We start from the raw sequence: 17238 nt of genomic DNA on the forward strand, positions 1-17238 counted from the left end.
GGTGAAGCAACTTGAATGTAAAGTTACCAAAATCCATAGTACGTCTTGGAAGCATACCACTGGCAATACTTGCCGGGACCTTGATGCTGGGGTTTGGATCTTCGCATGTGTATGCGGATGATGCTCAGATATCTTCTGAAAAACCGTCCAGCGGATTGTCGCTAAATTTGTTTTCACGCGATTCGGATGGCGGGTTGAACCTGACTCCGTCGGTATCGGTATCCACACCATTACTGGATGTTGAAGTTCCGTCGATCAAAGCGAATGAATCCACAGGTAAGCTAAGTGTCTCTGAGCTGAAAGTAGATACACCGCTTGGATCGGCCGGAACATCAGAGATAGGTATTGATGCGAAGAAGGGAACCGTTGAACTGCCGTCTGTGCAGGCGGATACGCCGGCGATCAAAGCCGATGTATCAAGCAGTCAGGTGAACCTGAACGAAGGTACAGCTTCCTTGCCCGGGATTACCGCAGAGGTACCCGAGGTAATCAAGGCAGAGACGTCTGCTGTGAAAACTAACCTTCGGCAGGGCAAGGTTGAATTACCTTCCGTGAAGGTGGATGTACCCGAGGTTACTTCGGTCAATATCTCTTCATCCCGAGTGGATCTGAGTAAGGGGAATGTCCAGCTACCTTCTGTGAAAGCAGAGGTTCCTGTTGTAGACGTATCCGCTGAACTCAATCCTGATCAGGAGAAGATGGAGATTCCAAGTGTGAAGCCGGAACGGCCTGTAGTCACTCCGGAACAACAGCCGGTCGTCAAAACACCGAATGTTGAAACTTCCATTACGAGTGCACTCCCAGATCCTGTTTCATCACAGAATAACGTGGAAGGGCAGGACGCAGTTCAGGTTACGGGCAACGTGATTGAGGTCACCCCGGAACCAGGAGTACGTCCTGAACAACCTGTTGTCCCGCAGGCATTGCCTGTTGACGGAACCGATCTGACGCAGGATTCCGATGTCAATGCAGATGTGCCTGATAACGAGTTATTCCTCGTGGATCAGAACTCTGTTAAACCATCTGTCATTGAACAAGTGCGGAGTAACCTGGAAGCCAATTCGAAACAAGATGATGATAATGCAGCATCTCCATTGCAGCCTCGCACAGAACGACCAACAAGTTGGTCTGTTGCGGCAACTTCTCCCGGAGCGGCTAATGCTTCCGCAGGGACAAGCTCCGGTTCGTCCGGTGTAACTGGAGGTGGAGCAACCGCTCCAGCCGCTGCACTTCCGGGAGCAACAGTGGGTCTGGTTACGCCAGATTACGGTTATGCTTTTCGAATGGAACGACTCGATGGGTTCAGTCAATGGTCACAGGCACCGCCTGGGCGGCCGCCGCAATATACCTCTTTCTCTCAATAACAATGGCGTTAATTCAACCAAAATTGAGAAGGAGTGTATATAATCATGAAAAAAGTGAATCGTTGGGTAAAATTGTCGGTATTGTCGGGTACGTTGGTGGCTGGATTGCTGGGAGCTTCGCAGGCAACTTACGCGGATAGCTATAGCAATAACAGCAGTGGCAATCTGGATCTGAATGCAGGTTTGCGTCTGGAGCTCGGATCTCTTCTGTCAGGACACCGTGACACAGGTTACGGTAACAATGGAAGTTACGGAGGTTCCTCCAGTGCAAGCGGAGCATTGAATTTGGATCTTGGACTCAATGCCGGCTTATCCTCAGAGAGCACGAACCGATACAATGACCGTTCTTCCGACCACACTGCTGAGCGTAGTAGTTCTGGCAAGCTGGGCCTTGGCTTGAATGCCAATGTGTCGGGAGAAGGTACAACGATGAGCGACTATTCACGAGGCGGCGATGATCGTAACGTAAACAGCAGCTACGCGAGCGAAAGCCGTGGCGCCCTGGATCTGGGTCTGAACGTGAATGCGGAAGGTGAGAGTGCAACGATGACTCAAACTGAACGCAATAACAGCGTGAATGACCGTGAGCGTAACGTGAACAGCAGCTATGCGAGCGAAAGCCGTGGTGCGCTGGATCTGGGTCTGAACGCGAAAGCAGAAGGCGAGAGTGCAACAATGGCTCAAACTGAACGCAACAACAGCGTGAACGACCGTGAGCGTAACGCAAGCAGTAACTTCACGAACGAAAGTCGTGGAAGCTTGGATCTGGGTCTGAACGCAAAAGCGGAAGGCGAGAGTGCAACGATGGCTCAATCTGAACGCAACAACAGCGTAAAAGACAGCGCGCGTAACGTGAGCAAAAACGTTGCGAGCGAAAGCCGTGGTGCGCTGGATCTGGGTCTGAACGTGAATGCGGAAGGTGAGAGTGCAACGATGACTCAAACTGAACGCAGTAACAGCGTGAATGACCGTGAGCGTAACGTGAACAGTAACTTCACGAGCGAAAGCCGTGGTGCACTGGATCTCGGTCTGAACGCAAAAGCGGAAGGAGAGAGTGCAACAATGACTCAAACTGAACGCAACAACAGCGTGAACGACCGTGAGCGTAACGTGAGCAACAGCTATGCGAGCGAAAGCCGCGGTGCCCTGGATCTGGGTCTGAACGCGAAAGCTGAAGGCGAGAGTGCAACGATGGCTCAATCCGAACGCAGTAACAGCGTGAATGACCGTGAGCGTAACGTGAACAGTAACTTCACGAACGAAAGTCGTGGAAGCTTGGATCTGGGTCTGAACGCGAAAGCAGAAGGAGAGAGTGCAACAATGACTCAAACTGAACGCAACAACAGCGTGAACGACCGTGAGCGTAACGTGAACAACAGCTATGCGAGCGAAAGCCGTGGTGCGCTGGATCTGGGTTTGAACGCTAAAGCGGAAGGCGAGAGTGCAACAATGGCTCAAACTGAACGCAACAACAGCGTGAATGACCGTGAGCGTAACGTGAGCAGTAACTTCGCGAGCGAAAGCAGCGGTGCCCTGGATCTGGGTCTGAACGCAAAAGCCGAAGGAGAGAGTGCAACATGGGCTCAATCTGAACGCAACAACAGCGTGAAAGACAGCGAGCGTAACGCAAGCAGCAGCTATGCGAACGAAAGCCGTGGAGCACTGGATCTGGGCCTGAACGTGGATGCGGATGCAGAGAGTGAAACTGCATCTGTGGTGGAGACAAATCGGTAAAATGAGATTTTCACTGTAATATGAAGAAGCAGGGGCTCCGGAACCCCTGCTTCTTTTTTTTTGCTTTTCAAAATTCGAAATAATATGCAAATGGACAAGAATTTCAGTATAATTGTTATAACAGTTGAATAGTATAATTAAGGAGGGAAATGAATGAATAGGGTGAGTGAGATGGAACGAAAAGTAACGAAATTTGGTAATAGTCTTGGATTAACCATGACGGATGCCTTCAAACAAATTGGTCTTGAGCAAGGTGACATGGTTCAAATCGAGGTAAATCAGTCTAACGGAGAAATTATTATTAAGAAGTCTACAAAAGTCAATTTGCCTAACGGAATCAGTAGTGATTTTATGGATACATTAGCTGATGTGATAGGTGAATATGATCAAACTTTGAAAGGTCTCAAGGATAGATGAGTATGACCCGGTATTTGAGCATTCAAGAGGTTATTGCGATCAATGTCGCTATGATCAAGCGTTACAGTCCTGGAGAGCAGATTGGAGTTAAAGATTCTGGTCTGCTTGAATCTGCGATTGTAAGAGCACAATCATCGGCTTTTGGTAACGAAGCCTACCCATCTATATATGAAAAATCTGCTGCGCTCTTTCAATCTTTGGGCCAAAATCACCCTTTTCATAATGCCAATAAAAGAACCGCTTTTACCGCACTGGTAATCTTCCTGCGTTATAACAATGTGTATCTTAAAATGGATCAAACTTTTGCTGAGGACTTTACTGTCAATATGGTGAACCACAAGTACACATTTGAGGAACTAGTCTCGATTATTCGTACATACTGTGTTACTGAAAATGAAATATAATAGTAAGCAATAAGTCATACTTTACTATGATTTATTGCTTTATTTTTTTGCGAGAATAACCGCGATCGGAAGGTTATTCTGTCATCTGAGTGTGCAGTGTAACTTGTCTTTAGTTCAACGGATATAGATTACAATAAAACATAAAGAACGAGTTAAACACCTGATCAGAACAGGGAGTGAATGATATGGGAACGGAATATAACAGTACAGCCATACAAGAGTCCATATTGGACGTACATATTACAGAGGCAGGATATGAGCCAGGACAATCGACCATACGTAATATTCAAATGAATGTGGCGCGAGGAGAACTGGTAGGTATTATCGGACCGAATGGTGCGGGCAAAAGTACCACGATCAAAACACTGCTTGGTCTGCTGGAACATGCGAACTATGAAGTGACGATTGGGGGAGATGGTCGCTATGCCTATATTCCGGAGCAACCGGTTTTTTACGAATATATGACCCTATGGGAACATCTTGATCTGGCCGCAGCGGCGTATGAAATGGAGGAAGAGGTCTTTGTCGCCAGAGCGGAGGAGCTGTTGGTTCGCTTCGGCATGGACCACGTTCGCAATGATCTTCCAGCCAGTTTTTCGAAGGGCATGCGGCAGAAAATGATGCTGATGATCGGATTTCTGTCTTCACCGGATATCTATATTGTGGACGAGCCTTTCATCGGACTGGACCCCCGTGCAACCAAGGATTTTCTGAAATTACTTGATGATGAATGCCGCCGCGGTGCGGGTGTGCTCATGTCTACGCATGTACTGGATACCGCTGAACGAATCTGCGACCGATTTATTCTGATTGCTTCGGGCAGATCTGCTGCCGAGGGAACATTGGATGAGATTCGTGAAGCGGCAGGATTACCGGAAGCCTCTTTGTTTGACTGTTTTGATATACTGACGTCTTAGATAGAGAGAGGGTGAGAGAGGATGGAAACTTCCCGGCGTTATACACCACTTCGTTTATACAGGCGAAGACGCAAAGAACATTTTAGGGAACAGATGAAAAATCTCAGACTCGTCGTGGATTGGACGGTGTGGGTATACCTGCTTGTTCCGGGTCTGCTCTATCTGATTGGATGGTACATGAGTTTATGGACCAAAATGCTGCCTGCATGGGCAACAGGATTACCGCTTCCCGTACTGACTGGGCTAATTGACGTGGTCATGCTTACCGGGGGTGTGCTGATATTTGTGGAGGAAGCGGATGTATTGTTCCTGAAATCAAGGCCGTTGTGGATACGCACCCTAATGAGGCAAGGGCTGTACCGGTCCTGTCTGCAACATCTGGGCAAAATGATTTTGGTTACGGCACTAACTGCTCCTCTGTGGTCCCGTGTCTATGAGATGTCGAATCTCCAGATTGCACTTATGGCTGTCTGGTTCGGTGCAGTGGCTTCATTCCAAGCTATAACACTACATATAACGAAGGTTCGACATACGGGATGGCGACGCTGGATTCAGATGATCCCTCTCGTGATTGGCATAGGTTATGTGACCATCCATGCGACATCATGGATGCATGGACAGACGTGGAAGATTATCTTTGGTACCGGGGTGATCATGCTTCTTTTAATTACAGTCGGACAGATGCGGCTGTTAATGAAGGGAACGTTTGAAGGGGATGTCCGAGAGGATCTGCGGAGCAGGTTGCAGCTTACAGCTCTAATGTTAAGTCGGGCGGTAAGCAAGCCAAAAGCACCACGAACACGGTCCATGATCTTCCGCAAACCACGTAAACTGTTACGCAATCGTTCCATCGCGAATCGGACAGCAGAGATTGCATTCAAGGCATTTTTTCGGAACTCGGCCACGATGAAATTGTATTTGCAGCTTGGTGGACTATCCATTGCAGCAGTTGCATTACCCCCTTTTCCGGTCAATGTCATCGTGTGTGCGTTATTAATCATCATGTTGACGGTGATATTTTATCGTTCATGGGATGTTTTTGCAACGTCGGACTATGTTCAGCTTGTAACGTATGACTCGGAGGCGCTGCATCGTGCAGGTTCAATGATGGTTAGGATGTTGTTTGTCCCGATTGGTATTCTTATGGGATTCACGCTGGGATTGGCCTGGCTCGGTTGGATCGTGGGTATTCTGACAGCTGCAGGTGCGGTGGTCTTTGGACTCTGTGTGTTATCTATTGCCGGATGGGTCCGGCTGACCCGAGCTTAAAAGAATTCCTTCCAGGTTAGAGCATATCACACGCTATAACTGACCATGCTATAGAAGAAGAATCTCATCTATGGATGATGAGAGATTTGCTATAGCAAGGAGGAAGAGCTGATGATGATGGATAATAGCGAACTACAGGTGCATTTCTCAGATGGTTCAGCGTTGAATGCCGCCAAGGCAACCTTGGAGGAATTGGGATATAAGCCATATCAGTCTGGCCCGCTGGAATTGTATATCCCCACAGATCGCCAAGATCCTCAGTCTGCTGTAGAGATTGTACAATCTCATGGGGGAAGTGCCGTTTTTGCCTCGCAGACGGAAGAACTGGATCAGTTTCAGAACATATCGATTCCGGCTCATCTCGTGAATGAGGACTGGAATGAGGGGTATGCGAGCGGAAATAAGGGAAGCCAGACGGAGCAAGGCAGACATAACTATAGCGAGGACCCGACATACGATGATTCGGCTGATGGATTCTCAGGCAGTGTCAAAGCATAGAAGGGATAAAATCACAAGCTAAGAGTGGTTCGTTCCGTCTTTCTAATATGGCATAATTCCCAAAAACCCCGATACTCCACAAACAGTGGATATCGGGGTTTTTGACATCTGAAGCTTTTCATCATGCGCTTTAAGTGTGTAATACCTATTATGTTGTAACGTGTTTATATTCTGCCGCATGCATGCCAGCCGTATATCCCGTGGAGAATGCAGCGGTGATATTATATCCGCCGGTGTAGCCGTGAATATCCAACACTTCACCGCAAAAGAATAGTCCAGGCAGCAGCTTGGATTCCATTGTTTTTGGGTATATTTCCTTTAAGTGAATTCCTCCCCCAGTGACGAAGGCTTCTTTGAGCGATCTCGTTCCGTCTGCACGGAAGGTAAAAGCTTTCATTAACGCACACAAGTTGCTTAACATCCCTTTGGGGAAATGGTGGAACGTGAGGTCATCGCTGATCTCTGCCCGTTTCATCATTAATGGAATCATGCGCTCTGGAACCCATGTTTTCAGTATGTTTTTGACAGCCTTGCGGGACTCTTGTTCCAATACCTGTTGAACCTGTGTTTCTAGTGCCCCTGCCGACAGCTCTGGGAACAGATCAATGCTCATGATGACCTGTGGGTTTCCAGACTTCATCTGAACTTTGCGAATAAATTGGCTACAACGCAGTGCAACCGGTCCAGACACTCCAAAATGCGTGAAGATCATATCCCCGCGATGGGAGATGACGGTTTTTCCTTTGGCGTCCAATACAGATAAACCGATATCTCTCAATGACAAACCTTGCAGTTCTTTGGATTGAATCCAACTCTCCCCAGACACAATAGGCACTTCGGTTGGATATAACTCCGTAATCGTGTGACCCGCAGCCTCAGCCCAGGGGTAACCATCTCCGGTTGATCCGGTTTGGGGTACGGATTTGCCACCAGTAGCGATAATGACGGAGCGTCCAAGAATGGTTTTACCTGAAATCAATTTAACACCCTGCACTTGCTGACCGTTCTGAATGAGTTCCTTAACTGGTTCTTTGGTACGAATCTCAACGCCAAGGGAGACAATTTTGCCTACCAGCGCATCCACAACTGTTTTTGCTTTATCGGTTACAGGGAACATTCTGCCGTTGTCTTCTTCTTTCAGGGCGATTCCGAGATTCTCGAAGAAACGCATGATTCCCTGGTTGTCCAGATTCTGAAACGAACTATATAAAAAGCGTCCATTACCCGGAATATGTCGGATGAGTTCATCCGTTTCCTTGGCATTGGTCACATTGCATCGACCTCCGCCAGAGATGCCGAGTTTACGACCCAGTTGATCTCCTTTATCCAGCAGAAGCACGGACGCTCCATGCTCGGCAGCTGCAACGCAAGCCATTAGGCCCGCGGATCCACCACCAATTACAATGACATCATACATATGTTATTACCCTCTTTTTTCATTGATTTTGTCTGTATTACGTAAACTGTGTCTACTCCTGGCTTTTTCTGAAATATAATGGAGTTATGGGTAGTTCTATTGTGGAGTCCTAAGGGATATATTGTAATATACTGTCGCCTATGTTTTAATCAGAAATACATGAGGGAATGTGCAGGCAGAGGAGGAGATGGCATTGTGGTTGCGTTAAAGGACATGCTTTTACAAGTACTGCTGGCAGGGTCGGCGGTATTTCTGATTCCCTTATTCCGTCTGGTACTCTCCAAGCGGGCTATTGCCAGAATGGATCATGCCGGAACCGTTCATACCAGTTTTGCTGTGACAAGTGCCCTGAGCATGCTATTGTGTCTGCTATTTGCACTCTATGCAAGCCCGGTAGCCGTACCCATATCATTAAGTATGGTACCTGTGATACTTGTTATTCTGTATTGTAAATCCGCTCTAGGCGTAACGCTGTCCATTCTTCATATTCTCTTCTATTTTCTGTTTGCGCATCCCTATGATCTGTTCGGATTTCTCCTTCATACGGGCATTCTTCTCTATCCTATTGTATGGTTGTCTGCCAAACGATTCAAGCATAATACACCTTCGCGCAAAATGACGATCCTCATTATGCTAATTACAATGGAACTGGTTGTAACGAGTCTGTTATGGATCGCATCCCTCCAGAATGAATCCACGTACTCTGCGACCTACCTGATACTTACAGCACTTGGATATACCGCTGGAGCCATTGTTGCGGGCAGTCTGAGTCTGCTATGGCTGGAACGGATGAAGCACTATCGCGGGCTGGAGCAGCATCTCTCGGAAGTCCACCACCGATACATAACCGAAACGGAGAAACTTCATCAGATTCTGAACGCAGTGCCGCTCTCCATTGCCACCGTAGATAAACAAGGCACAGTGATGTTTGTTAATGAGATGATGGAGCAAACCGCAAGAGAGCAGCTTCCTTGTACCTCCACCCCTGATCTCATTGGACAGCCTGCCAGTCAATTTGTTGAACAAGGTCAGGCGGACAAGATGGATAAAAGCATTCGCAGAGCCGTCGTTCATGGTGAGATTAGTGGATTAACCGTTCGTTATGGTGCGCACGTCTTTCAATCCCGAACCGTTCCAATCTATGCCTTTTCAACAGAGACTGCGAGAGAAGTTACAGGAGCCATGCTGATCATTCAGGATATCACGGAGCTTGAGATGTTGCGAAGTGAACTGGATAATGTGGATCGTCTCAGTCTGGTGGGTCAGATGGCTGCAAGCATTACGCATGAGGTGCGTAATCCCATGGCGGTTGTGCGGGGCTTTCTTCAACTCATGCAGGAAAAAAGTCCGGACTCCCTGGATCACTATTACCGGATCGTTCTGGAAGAACTGGACCGGGCCAACAGTATCATTAATGATTTCTTGTCTCTGGCTCAGAATCGTATTGCCGAGAAAGAGGAATCCCAGCTGCACGATATCATACATGAACTCAGTCCATTGTTATGGGCGGATGCGAACCTGCGTGGTCAGAGTATTGAACTCATGCTCGCCCATAATGTGCCGAAGTTGCATCTCAATTCAAAGGAAATCAAACAGGTAGTGTTGAACCTGGCCCGTAACGGGATGGAAGCCATGAATGAGAAGGGCGTGCTTACGCTGGAAACACGGATCGTGGATGATAAGGTGGAACTGTGTGTGCGTGACACAGGACCTGGTATACCCCGGGTGAAGAAGGAAAAGCTGTTTGAACCTTTTTACACGACAAAAGCTAAGGGAACTGGACTTGGATTGTCGATGTGCCTTAGTATTGTGGAACGACATAATGGAACCATTACTGTGGAATCGGAGGAAGGCCAGGGTACTACCTTCAAAGTGGCATTTGAACGTTAGTCATTCAGCATATTTTGCCAGACATTGAGACATAATATTATAGAAGAAGCCTTTCCGCAGGCGGTTTCTGAATCTTGCTTTCATTGCTTATGGATGTATAATAGGAATAGCACATCATTACATCCATAATGTTCGATATGAATGTAACGTTGTTTTGAAAAGTTATTCGCCTTTAATTCGATCGAGATCATAGAACAACCATTTATAAGGAGTGAAACCGAATGTCGATGTCATTTGATCAATACATGAAAGATATGGTTCAACCCATGCGGGATGAGTTAACTCGTCTAGGAATCCAGGAGTTGCGTACTCCTGAAGAAGTGGAAGCAAGTATTCCAGATGCAAAAGGAACAGCATTGATTGTCATTAACTCTGTCTGCGGATGTGCCGCAGGTCAATGTCGCCCAGGTGTGTCCCAAGCACTTCAGCACGATATTACACCGGATCACCTGTACACTGTATTTGCTGGTCAGGACAAGGAAGCAACTGCAAAAGCACGTGAATTCTTTGCACCGTATCCTCCATCTTCACCGTCCATTGCCCTGATGAAAGACGGAGAACTCGTTCACTTTATCGAGCGTCATCAAGTGGAAGACCGTTCTGCAGAGGAAATTGCGGCTGATCTGACAAGTGCATTTGAACGTTATTGCCGTTAATTCGCTCCATAGAACGCCCCGCCCTTCGGATCACCGATGCCGGGGCGTTTCATTTTGGATAGATAAGGTTATTGAACCATTCGGACCTTTCAAGATGGACATCAAATTTCATTAATTTAGAAACGGGGTGTGTGAACGATGAGTTTGCAACAACAGATCATCGCTGAATTGAAGGTTAAACCAAGCATTAATGAAGAAGAGGAAGTACGCAAGCGTGTTGATTTTCTGAAGACGTATGTTAAAAATGCGGGTGCCAAGGGCTTGCTGATTGCGATCAGCGGGGGTATTGACAGTGCAGTGGCAACGGCGCTTTGCAAAAAAGCGACGGACGAGCTTACGGAAGAGAATAAACAAGAGTACAAAACGCTGGGTGTATTCCAACCGTATGGTGAACAATCCGATATCGACCACAGCTACGCTGTAGCAAAAGCATATGATCTGAAACATGTTGTGGAAACGAATATTGAAGATGCGGTGAACGAGATTGCTCTGGAAGTGGAGCAAGGATTCAAATCCTTGGGTAGCCCACGCCATATGACTCACCAAGGCAAAGGTAACGTTAAGGCGAGAACTCGTATGGTTATGCAATATGCGCTTTCGTTTGAAGAAAACCTGCTCGTTGTAGGTACGGATCATGCGTCCGAAGCCATCACGGGCTTCTATACCAAATGGGGCGATGGTGCTGTGGATATTACACCACTGAGCACGCTGAACAAACGTCAGGTACGCCAGCTGGCAGCATATTTGAACGTGCCACAGGCTATTTTGGACAAGGCACCATCTGCAGGGCTATGGGAAGGTCAGACGGACGAAGATGAGCTGGGAATCTCGTATGAAGCGAACAGTGACTATCTCGAAGGCAAACAGATCGATCCGGCTGCACAAGAGCGCCTTGAAGCGTTCTATACGCGGACACATCACAAACGCAATGCCATTCCTGGTATCTAATACGGATGGATGAGCATGATCGTTATATTAGGCTGTTAACACCAACATTGAAATACCGTCCCTCTTAGGGAATGCAAAAAGAGTCACTGCTCACGCAGTGACTCTTTTTGTTATGTGGAATGAGAACACGTTCAGCTACTCCAGTCTTTGATCTGTTGCAGGGTTTGGGTGATGGCTTGCTCCAGTTGCGGAGTGGTTTCTTTAAATGGATGTACGGTATTAAAAGTGTGGTTTCCCTCATTAATCTGGTGCCATGGGATATCAGGGCGGGCTTGCACAAGTGCAGCAGAACCGTCCCGCAGACGCTGGGGATCTTCGGTTCCCTGAATGAGTGCGACTCGCAAATGTGAAGCACCCAAGCGGTCAATGATAGCGTAACGTTCGCTATGCCTGTCCAAGTCCTCGAGTATAGACACGTCCAGTGGCATCTGCTGACCTGTACGTCCGTTAACGACATGGCTGCGGCCATGGGTACGCATCTCTTCTTTTTGCTCAGCAGTGAAGAGATCGAGATTGGTTACGCCATTCCAGGAGATGACACCTGCCACCTGCTCAGGATGATCGAGTGCATAGACGAGACTTACGCCCGCACCGCGGCTATGGCCAACCAGGTATACAGGAAGTCCAGTGAGTTCAGGTTGTGTAGCCACATATTCCAGTACCAGGGCCAGATCGGCAAGCTCCCGGCTGTAGGTATTCACTGCGAACTTTTCAAGTTCAGAGAATTGCTCCAGATATTCGCCAATACCGTTGTGAGAGAAATTAAAGGTTAGCACATGATGCGTCTGGCTTAGCTGTGCAGCTGCATAAGGGAACATCCCCCAGTCTTTGAAGCCTTTGTATCCATGAGACAGAATGATGACGCCTTGAGCGGGTTGTTGTGCAGGGAAAAAGTCCCCGCGAATGATAGCTTCTACGTCAGTGGGCAATTCAAAAGTGATGGGCATGATTCAGACCTCCTCAGAATTTCAGACGATTCCTGATTCATATTTTAGCATATATGGTAATGCGGATAGGTACTCGCTTCTGGGCGCCCCTCCTGCTACAATAGAATACGTGTTCGGATAGATACGGATCATGTGATTGAATGGAGATTTTATACAATGTATGTTCAAAAAGAGTGGTTCTCAGTACAGAGAAGATGGAACCTTTTGAATCACCTTTACAGTATAAAAGATTAAGCGGGTGAAGCGTTGATGATATATGGCATTGGTAATGACGTGCTGGAGATTGGACGTATGCGGAAATTGCTGTCCGGTCGCCATGCGGAAGCTTTTCTGAAACGAATTTTAACACCAGCAGAGCGGGATATCGCGCTTCTTCGAGGAAAGCAGATGACGGAGTTTGTATCCGGTCGATTTGCAGCGAAAGAAGCGGTGTCCAAGGCATTTGGCTGCGGTATTGGTGGCGTCATGGGCTTTACTGACATTGAAGTGCTTCCTGATGGGACAGGACGTCCAGTGGCCTCGCTGTCCAGTCAAGCCTGGGAGCGTCTGCAGCTGCCATACGACAAACAATATGACATACATTTGAGCATTACGCATCAGACGGAATTGGCAGCGGCCTTTGCGATCGTAGAACAGATGGAAAAGTAGTTAGCTTGGCAATAGGAGAGGACGGAAATATGGGTTTACAGGAACAGAAACAACACTTCAGCGTGAATTTGCTGGACTGGTATATGATCAACCGACGGGATTTGCCGTGGCGTCGCCACAACAATCCGTATTTCACATGGGTATCGGAAATTATGCTTCAGCAGACGAGGGTAGATACGGTCATTCCGTATTTCAATCGTTTTATCGGGAATTTTCCGACCGTGCAGGCACTTGCGGAAGCACCGGAGGAGGAAGTTCTGAAAAATTGGGAGGGACTTGGTTATTACTCCCGTGCACGAAATCTTCAGGCAGCCGCGAGACAAGTCATGGAGCTGCACGGAGGCGAGATGCCTCAGGACAAGCAGGCTGTCTTCGCATTAAAAGGGGTTGGCCCCTATACGGCCGGGGCCATTCTCAGCATTGCCTTCAACCAGCCGCAGCCTGCGGTAGATGGCAATGTCATGCGGGTCCTGTCCCGATACTTCCTCATCGATGAGGACATTATGAAGGGCAGCACCCGGGTGTTGATGGAAGAGCTCGCAGGAGAGCTCATTCCGGAAGGGCGAGCGCGTGATTTCAATCAGGCGCTGATGGAACTTGGCGCGCTGGTGTGCACGCCCAAAGCGCCGCACTGCCTGACTTGTCCGGTCATGGAGCAATGTTCCGGGCGCATCGCCGGAAGAGAGCTTACGCTGCCGGTCAAGACCAAGGCGAAGCCGCCGCGCCCTGAGCAGCGGCTGGTCGCGATTGTGGAGGGCCGCGGGGATCACCGCGGCCAAGTGCTTGTGCGCCAGCGCCCAGAGACGGGCCTGCTGGCCCGGATGTGGGAGCTGCCGCATGTGCTCGCGGCGCCTGCCGCAGCGAGCAAGAAGGCGGCGCCGCTGGCGGATGAGCCGGCCATGGCATTGCTGGCCGGCAGTCTGTGGGCGGAAGGCTTCGCTGCCCGCCCGGAAGGGCTGGCTACCCATGCGGAGCATGTGTTCAGTCACATTGTCTGGAGCCTGCAGGTGTACAAGTGTACCGAGCAGGACCAGAGCAGTGAGCTTCCGCTGATCGCAGCGGAAGCTAGAGCCGCCTACGATGCACAGACGGCAACGAAGGAGGACACAGCCTTGTCATCAGCTGCGTCACCTGAGTCAGAGACAACACATTCATCGCAGTCAGGCATGCCTGATGCGCAGAACATCTCAACATCGCTTAACGATGGAGAGATGTTGGCGGCATCGGATGGTAGTGACCTGGCGCTGGTCACTCCGACACTGACAGGGAAAGGCGATGGATTGACCTATCGCTGGATCGGACCGGAAGACATGGATAAGATGGCATTCCCGAATATCTTCCTGAAGCTGATCAGCAGTTATTTTGCCGGTGCGTATGATCAAGTGAATGATTAAATGGGGGAGCTAACGAACTCCAGAGGTCTTATCATGTGGATATACCACAATTATAAATTCTAACGAACCTGAGTGACGTTATCTTAGCCAAATCAACCCAAAAGTGCGCATCAAAGCCCGTATTTTGGGAAATAGCTACGCTGAGATTCGTTAGGTTCGCGATACGATGAAATATGGAGCAATAGCGTGTCCGGGATTCGTTAGAAAAAAACATCCATTAACTTATAACTATACCGATTGCGATAGCAAAAAGAGAGCCTGATCACGGTCACGATGACCGAATCAGGCTCTCTTTTATGTTATCTGTTGCATAATAATAGTCTTATTTTGCAGAAGCGTAACGTTTGTTCACTTCATCCCAGTTGATTACATTCCAGAAAGCACCGATGTAATCAGGACGTTTGTTTTGATATTTCAGGTAGTAAGCGTGCTCCCATACATCCAGACCCAGAACCGGAGTCAGACCTTCGAAGAGAGGGCTGTCTTGGTTAGGTGTGCTAGTGATGGACAACTTGCCGTCTTTGCCAACTACGAGCCAAGCCCAGCCGGAACCGAAGCGAGTTGTAGCTGCTTTAGCGAAATCTTCTTTGAATTTATCAAAGCCACCCAGTTCGCTATCGATTGCTGCTGCGATATCGCCAGTAGGAGCGCCGCCGCCGTTAGGTCCAATGATTTCCCAGAACAAGCTGTGGTTAGCATGTCCACCACCATTGTTGCGAACCGCTGTGCGGATGCCTTCAGGTACGCTGTCAAGGTTAGCAATCAGATCTTCCAAGCTTTTTTCTTGCAGTTCAGGAGCGCTTTCCAGAGCTGCGTTCAAGTTAGTTACATAAGTATTGTGATGGCGATCGTGGTGGATTTCCATCGTTTGTGCATCGATATGTGGTTCCAGTGCGTCGTTAGCGTAAGGAAGTGCCGGTAATTGAAAAGCCATAATGAAATACCTCCTGAGATTTTAGGTTTTTTTTAAATCAGGTACATATGTAATAATACCCTTGCCACTAATATTAAACCGCATTCGGGCTAATTAAGCAACATTTTTGTTTATTAAGTCCCCCGAGGCGTTGATCTAATGATGGGCCAGAGATAACAAACATATTTTACCCTTTATGAATATATTTATGTGATTTTAATAGAAAAAAAAGCAGAAATATGAAGAATCATATTGTAAACGGTTACAATTAAGCGCTTTCAAAAGAAAATGCGTGTTTTATGGAGTAAAGTATGGTTTAATTGACGAAGAAGCGGTATTTTCTCGTTTTTTGTCATTATATGAACATTGGGTTTTTGGTAAAAGGGAATTCCTTTTTGTAAAAAACCTCATCTAAGCTAACGAAAAGGGAGATTTAAGACATGCACGTTCGTTCCTTTCAGTTGAGTGATGCAAGCCAGATGACGGAGCTTCTCCAGGTTGCACTATCGGAAGAGTGTTATGAGAACACGATGGGCCCGTTTGCCCGTCAATTGTCATGGGATTCTGACCTGATCATGGTTGCGGAAGAAGAGGGAGACCTCGTCGGCGCTTTGATCGGTACGATTGATCACAACCAGGGTTGCATCTACCGTATTGCGGTACATCCAGACTATCGTCGCCGTGGAGTCGGCAAAACACTTGTCGAGGCTATGGAACAAAGATTCCAGCAGCGTAAAGTCAGCCAAGTATGGGTGGCGGGTGATGAGCACAACAAAGTAGCCATGCCTCTATATGAAGCTATGGGTTACGGTGCCAATCAGATTATGAGCGCTTTCCAGAATCTTAGTATTTTGTCTAAAGCTTAGTTTGCATGTTTAAAAAGAAATAAAAAAGATGTTCATTTCATATTAGGCATATCTCTTTAACGTGTAAAAACGTGAGGGATGTGCCTTTCTATTTGTATGAGCGTTCTTTACGTAATATTCCTCTGGTTTTCTCATTCTCTGAACACGCTTCGGTGCCTCCCAATTTGATTAGACCACTGCACCTATCCCGGCTGTATACATGATATCCAAGGTATTGGTGCTCATAACCAATTGTTTCACTCTCCCAAATGGAGTAGACTGAAAAGGAGTATGGTCACCATTTTACAAGTTTAATTCAACTAATTCATAAATGAGGTGTCCCTTTGAATTCCAATAATCATTCAATGGAACATATGGTTTCCGAGGAACGTAATCAACCGCCAAAGCCTGAACAACCGGAGAAATCCTGGGTTGTCGAGCTGTGGGACTGGGTCAAAACGATTGTTGTTGCGTTTGTCATCATGATGCTGCTGAATCTGTTTGTGTTTAATCTGTCGATGGTCAAGGGACAGTCCATGCAGCCGACACTGGTTGAGCGAGATCGTCTTTTCGTGAACAAAATTGTATATCATCTGGATACACCATCCCGATCCGATGTGATTGTACTTCGTGATCCAAGTGAAGGTGTGGAGAAGAAGGATTTTCTGGTGAAACGGATCGTTGGACTTCCTGGAGATACCATTGAAGTCAAGGATCACCATCTATATGTGAACGGCGAGCGGCAAGCGGAAACGTACACGGATATCGAAGTGCAGGACCCGGATTTTGGCCCAATCACACTGGAGCCGGATCATTTCTTTGTGATGGGGGATAATCGTCATGAAGGCAAAAGTAAGGATAGTCGAGTGTTCGGCAGTATTACATCCGACCAGATTGTAGGCAAGGCTGAATTTATTTTCTGGCCGTTTTCTGAATTGAAGAAATTGTAAAATGCTGACAGGACAACAACTTCAGAC

General features: G+C 47.7%; 17 protein-coding genes. 14 read left to right on the forward strand and 3 right to left on the reverse strand.

The window, feature by feature from the left end; genetic code table 11:
* Nucleotides 1–11 precede the first annotated feature (11 nt).
* The 7 genes from NKT06_RS03220 (at nucleotide 12) to NKT06_RS03250 (ending at nucleotide 6603) form a co-directional block, all read left to right on the forward strand.
* Entirely contained in the window at nucleotides 12–1364 is a 1353-nt protein-coding gene (locus tag NKT06_RS03220) for a hypothetical protein (protein ID WP_253429825.1), read from the forward strand.
* 45 nt (nucleotides 1365–1409) lie between these two features.
* The gene (locus tag NKT06_RS03225; protein ID WP_253429828.1) at nucleotides 1410–3098 is read left to right on the forward strand and encodes a hypothetical protein; all 1689 of its coding nucleotides are present in this window, start codon (nucleotides 1410–1412) and stop codon (nucleotides 3096–3098) included.
* Between the two features lie 153 nt (nucleotides 3099–3251).
* The gene (locus NKT06_RS03230; protein WP_091018775.1) at nucleotides 3252–3515 is read left to right on the forward strand and encodes an AbrB/MazE/SpoVT family DNA-binding domain-containing protein; all 264 of its coding nucleotides are present in this window, start codon (nucleotides 3252–3254) and stop codon (nucleotides 3513–3515) included.
* Nucleotides 3512–3919 (forward strand): type II toxin-antitoxin system death-on-curing family toxin, encoded by a 408-nt coding sequence (locus tag NKT06_RS03235; protein WP_253429831.1) that lies wholly within the window; start codon nucleotides 3512–3514, stop codon nucleotides 3917–3919. Before NKT06_RS03230 ends, NKT06_RS03235 begins: the two co-directional genes overlap by 4 nt.
* Nucleotides 3920–4104: 185 nt before the next feature.
* Nucleotides 4105–4836 carry an ABC transporter ATP-binding protein gene (locus tag NKT06_RS03240; RefSeq protein ID WP_253429834.1) on the forward strand — a complete coding sequence of 244 codons (732 nt, stop codon included), beginning with the start codon at nucleotides 4105–4107 and terminating at the stop codon, nucleotides 4834–4836.
* A gap of 21 nt (nucleotides 4837–4857) precedes the next feature.
* Complete coding sequence (locus NKT06_RS03245; RefSeq protein WP_253429837.1) at nucleotides 4858–6105, forward strand: ABC transporter permease; 1248 nt, start codon at nucleotides 4858–4860, stop codon at nucleotides 6103–6105.
* A 111-nt stretch (nucleotides 6106–6216) separates the two neighbouring features.
* Nucleotides 6217–6603 carry a hypothetical protein gene (locus NKT06_RS03250; protein ID WP_253429840.1) on the forward strand — a complete coding sequence of 129 codons (387 nt, stop codon included), beginning with the start codon at nucleotides 6217–6219 and terminating at the stop codon, nucleotides 6601–6603.
* Between the two features lie 148 nt (nucleotides 6604–6751).
* Here NKT06_RS03250 and NKT06_RS03255 read toward each other — a convergent pair whose 3' ends face one another.
* Nucleotides 6752–8020, reverse strand: coding sequence for a BaiN/RdsA family NAD(P)/FAD-dependent oxidoreductase (locus NKT06_RS03255; protein WP_253429842.1), 1269 nt, complete (start codon nucleotides 8018–8020; stop codon nucleotides 6752–6754).
* 195 nt (nucleotides 8021–8215) lie between these two features.
* Between NKT06_RS03255 and NKT06_RS31840 the strand changes: the two genes are divergently transcribed.
* The 3 genes from NKT06_RS31840 to nadE all read left to right on the forward strand — a co-directional run bounded on the left by NKT06_RS31840 (nucleotide 8216) and on the right by nadE (nucleotide 11514).
* Entirely contained in the window at nucleotides 8216–9910 is a 1695-nt protein-coding gene (locus NKT06_RS31840) for a two-component system sensor histidine kinase NtrB (RefSeq protein WP_253429846.1), read from the forward strand.
* Between the two features lie 221 nt (nucleotides 9911–10131).
* Nucleotides 10132–10566, forward strand: a complete 435-nt coding sequence (locus NKT06_RS03265) for a BrxA/BrxB family bacilliredoxin (RefSeq protein ID WP_253429849.1) — start codon at nucleotides 10132–10134, stop codon at nucleotides 10564–10566.
* A 138-nt stretch (nucleotides 10567–10704) separates the two neighbouring features.
* The gene (gene nadE / locus NKT06_RS03270) at nucleotides 10705–11514 is read left to right on the forward strand and encodes an ammonia-dependent NAD(+) synthetase (RefSeq protein ID WP_253429852.1); all 810 of its coding nucleotides are present in this window, start codon (nucleotides 10705–10707) and stop codon (nucleotides 11512–11514) included.
* A 131-nt stretch (nucleotides 11515–11645) separates the two neighbouring features.
* Here the strand turns inward: nadE and NKT06_RS03275 are convergent, their stop codons facing one another.
* On the reverse strand, nucleotides 11646–12461 hold the full coding sequence (locus tag NKT06_RS03275) for an alpha/beta hydrolase family protein (RefSeq protein WP_253429855.1): 816 nt from the start codon (nucleotides 12459–12461) through the stop codon (nucleotides 11646–11648).
* A 249-nt stretch (nucleotides 12462–12710) separates the two neighbouring features.
* Between NKT06_RS03275 and acpS the strand changes: the two genes are divergently transcribed.
* A complete protein-coding gene (gene acpS, locus NKT06_RS03280) occupies nucleotides 12711–13109 on the forward strand; it encodes a holo-ACP synthase (RefSeq protein ID WP_253429858.1) in 399 nt (132 codons plus the stop codon).
* A 29-nt stretch (nucleotides 13110–13138) separates the two neighbouring features.
* A complete protein-coding gene (gene mutY / locus NKT06_RS03285) occupies nucleotides 13139–14503 on the forward strand; it encodes an A/G-specific adenine glycosylase (RefSeq protein WP_253429861.1) in 1365 nt (454 codons plus the stop codon).
* A gap of 322 nt (nucleotides 14504–14825) precedes the next feature.
* Here the strand turns inward: mutY and NKT06_RS03290 are convergent, their stop codons facing one another.
* Complete coding sequence (locus tag NKT06_RS03290; protein ID WP_150364015.1) at nucleotides 14826–15437, reverse strand: superoxide dismutase; 612 nt, start codon at nucleotides 15435–15437, stop codon at nucleotides 14826–14828.
* 419 nt (nucleotides 15438–15856) lie between these two features.
* On the opposite strand from NKT06_RS03290, the gene NKT06_RS03295 reads away from it, so the two are divergent.
* The gene (locus NKT06_RS03295; protein ID WP_145326471.1) at nucleotides 15857–16282 is read left to right on the forward strand and encodes a GNAT family N-acetyltransferase; all 426 of its coding nucleotides are present in this window, start codon (nucleotides 15857–15859) and stop codon (nucleotides 16280–16282) included.
* Nucleotides 16283–16626: 344 nt separating this feature from the next.
* Nucleotides 16627–17211, forward strand: coding sequence for a signal peptidase I (gene lepB, locus NKT06_RS03300; protein WP_442034854.1), 585 nt, complete (start codon nucleotides 16627–16629; stop codon nucleotides 17209–17211).
* Nucleotides 17212–17238: the final 27 nt, after the last annotated feature.

The sequence above is a fragment of the Paenibacillus sp. 1781tsa1 genome (genome assembly GCF_024159265.1).
Taxonomy (GTDB): domain Bacteria; phylum Bacillota; class Bacilli; order Paenibacillales; family Paenibacillaceae; genus Paenibacillus.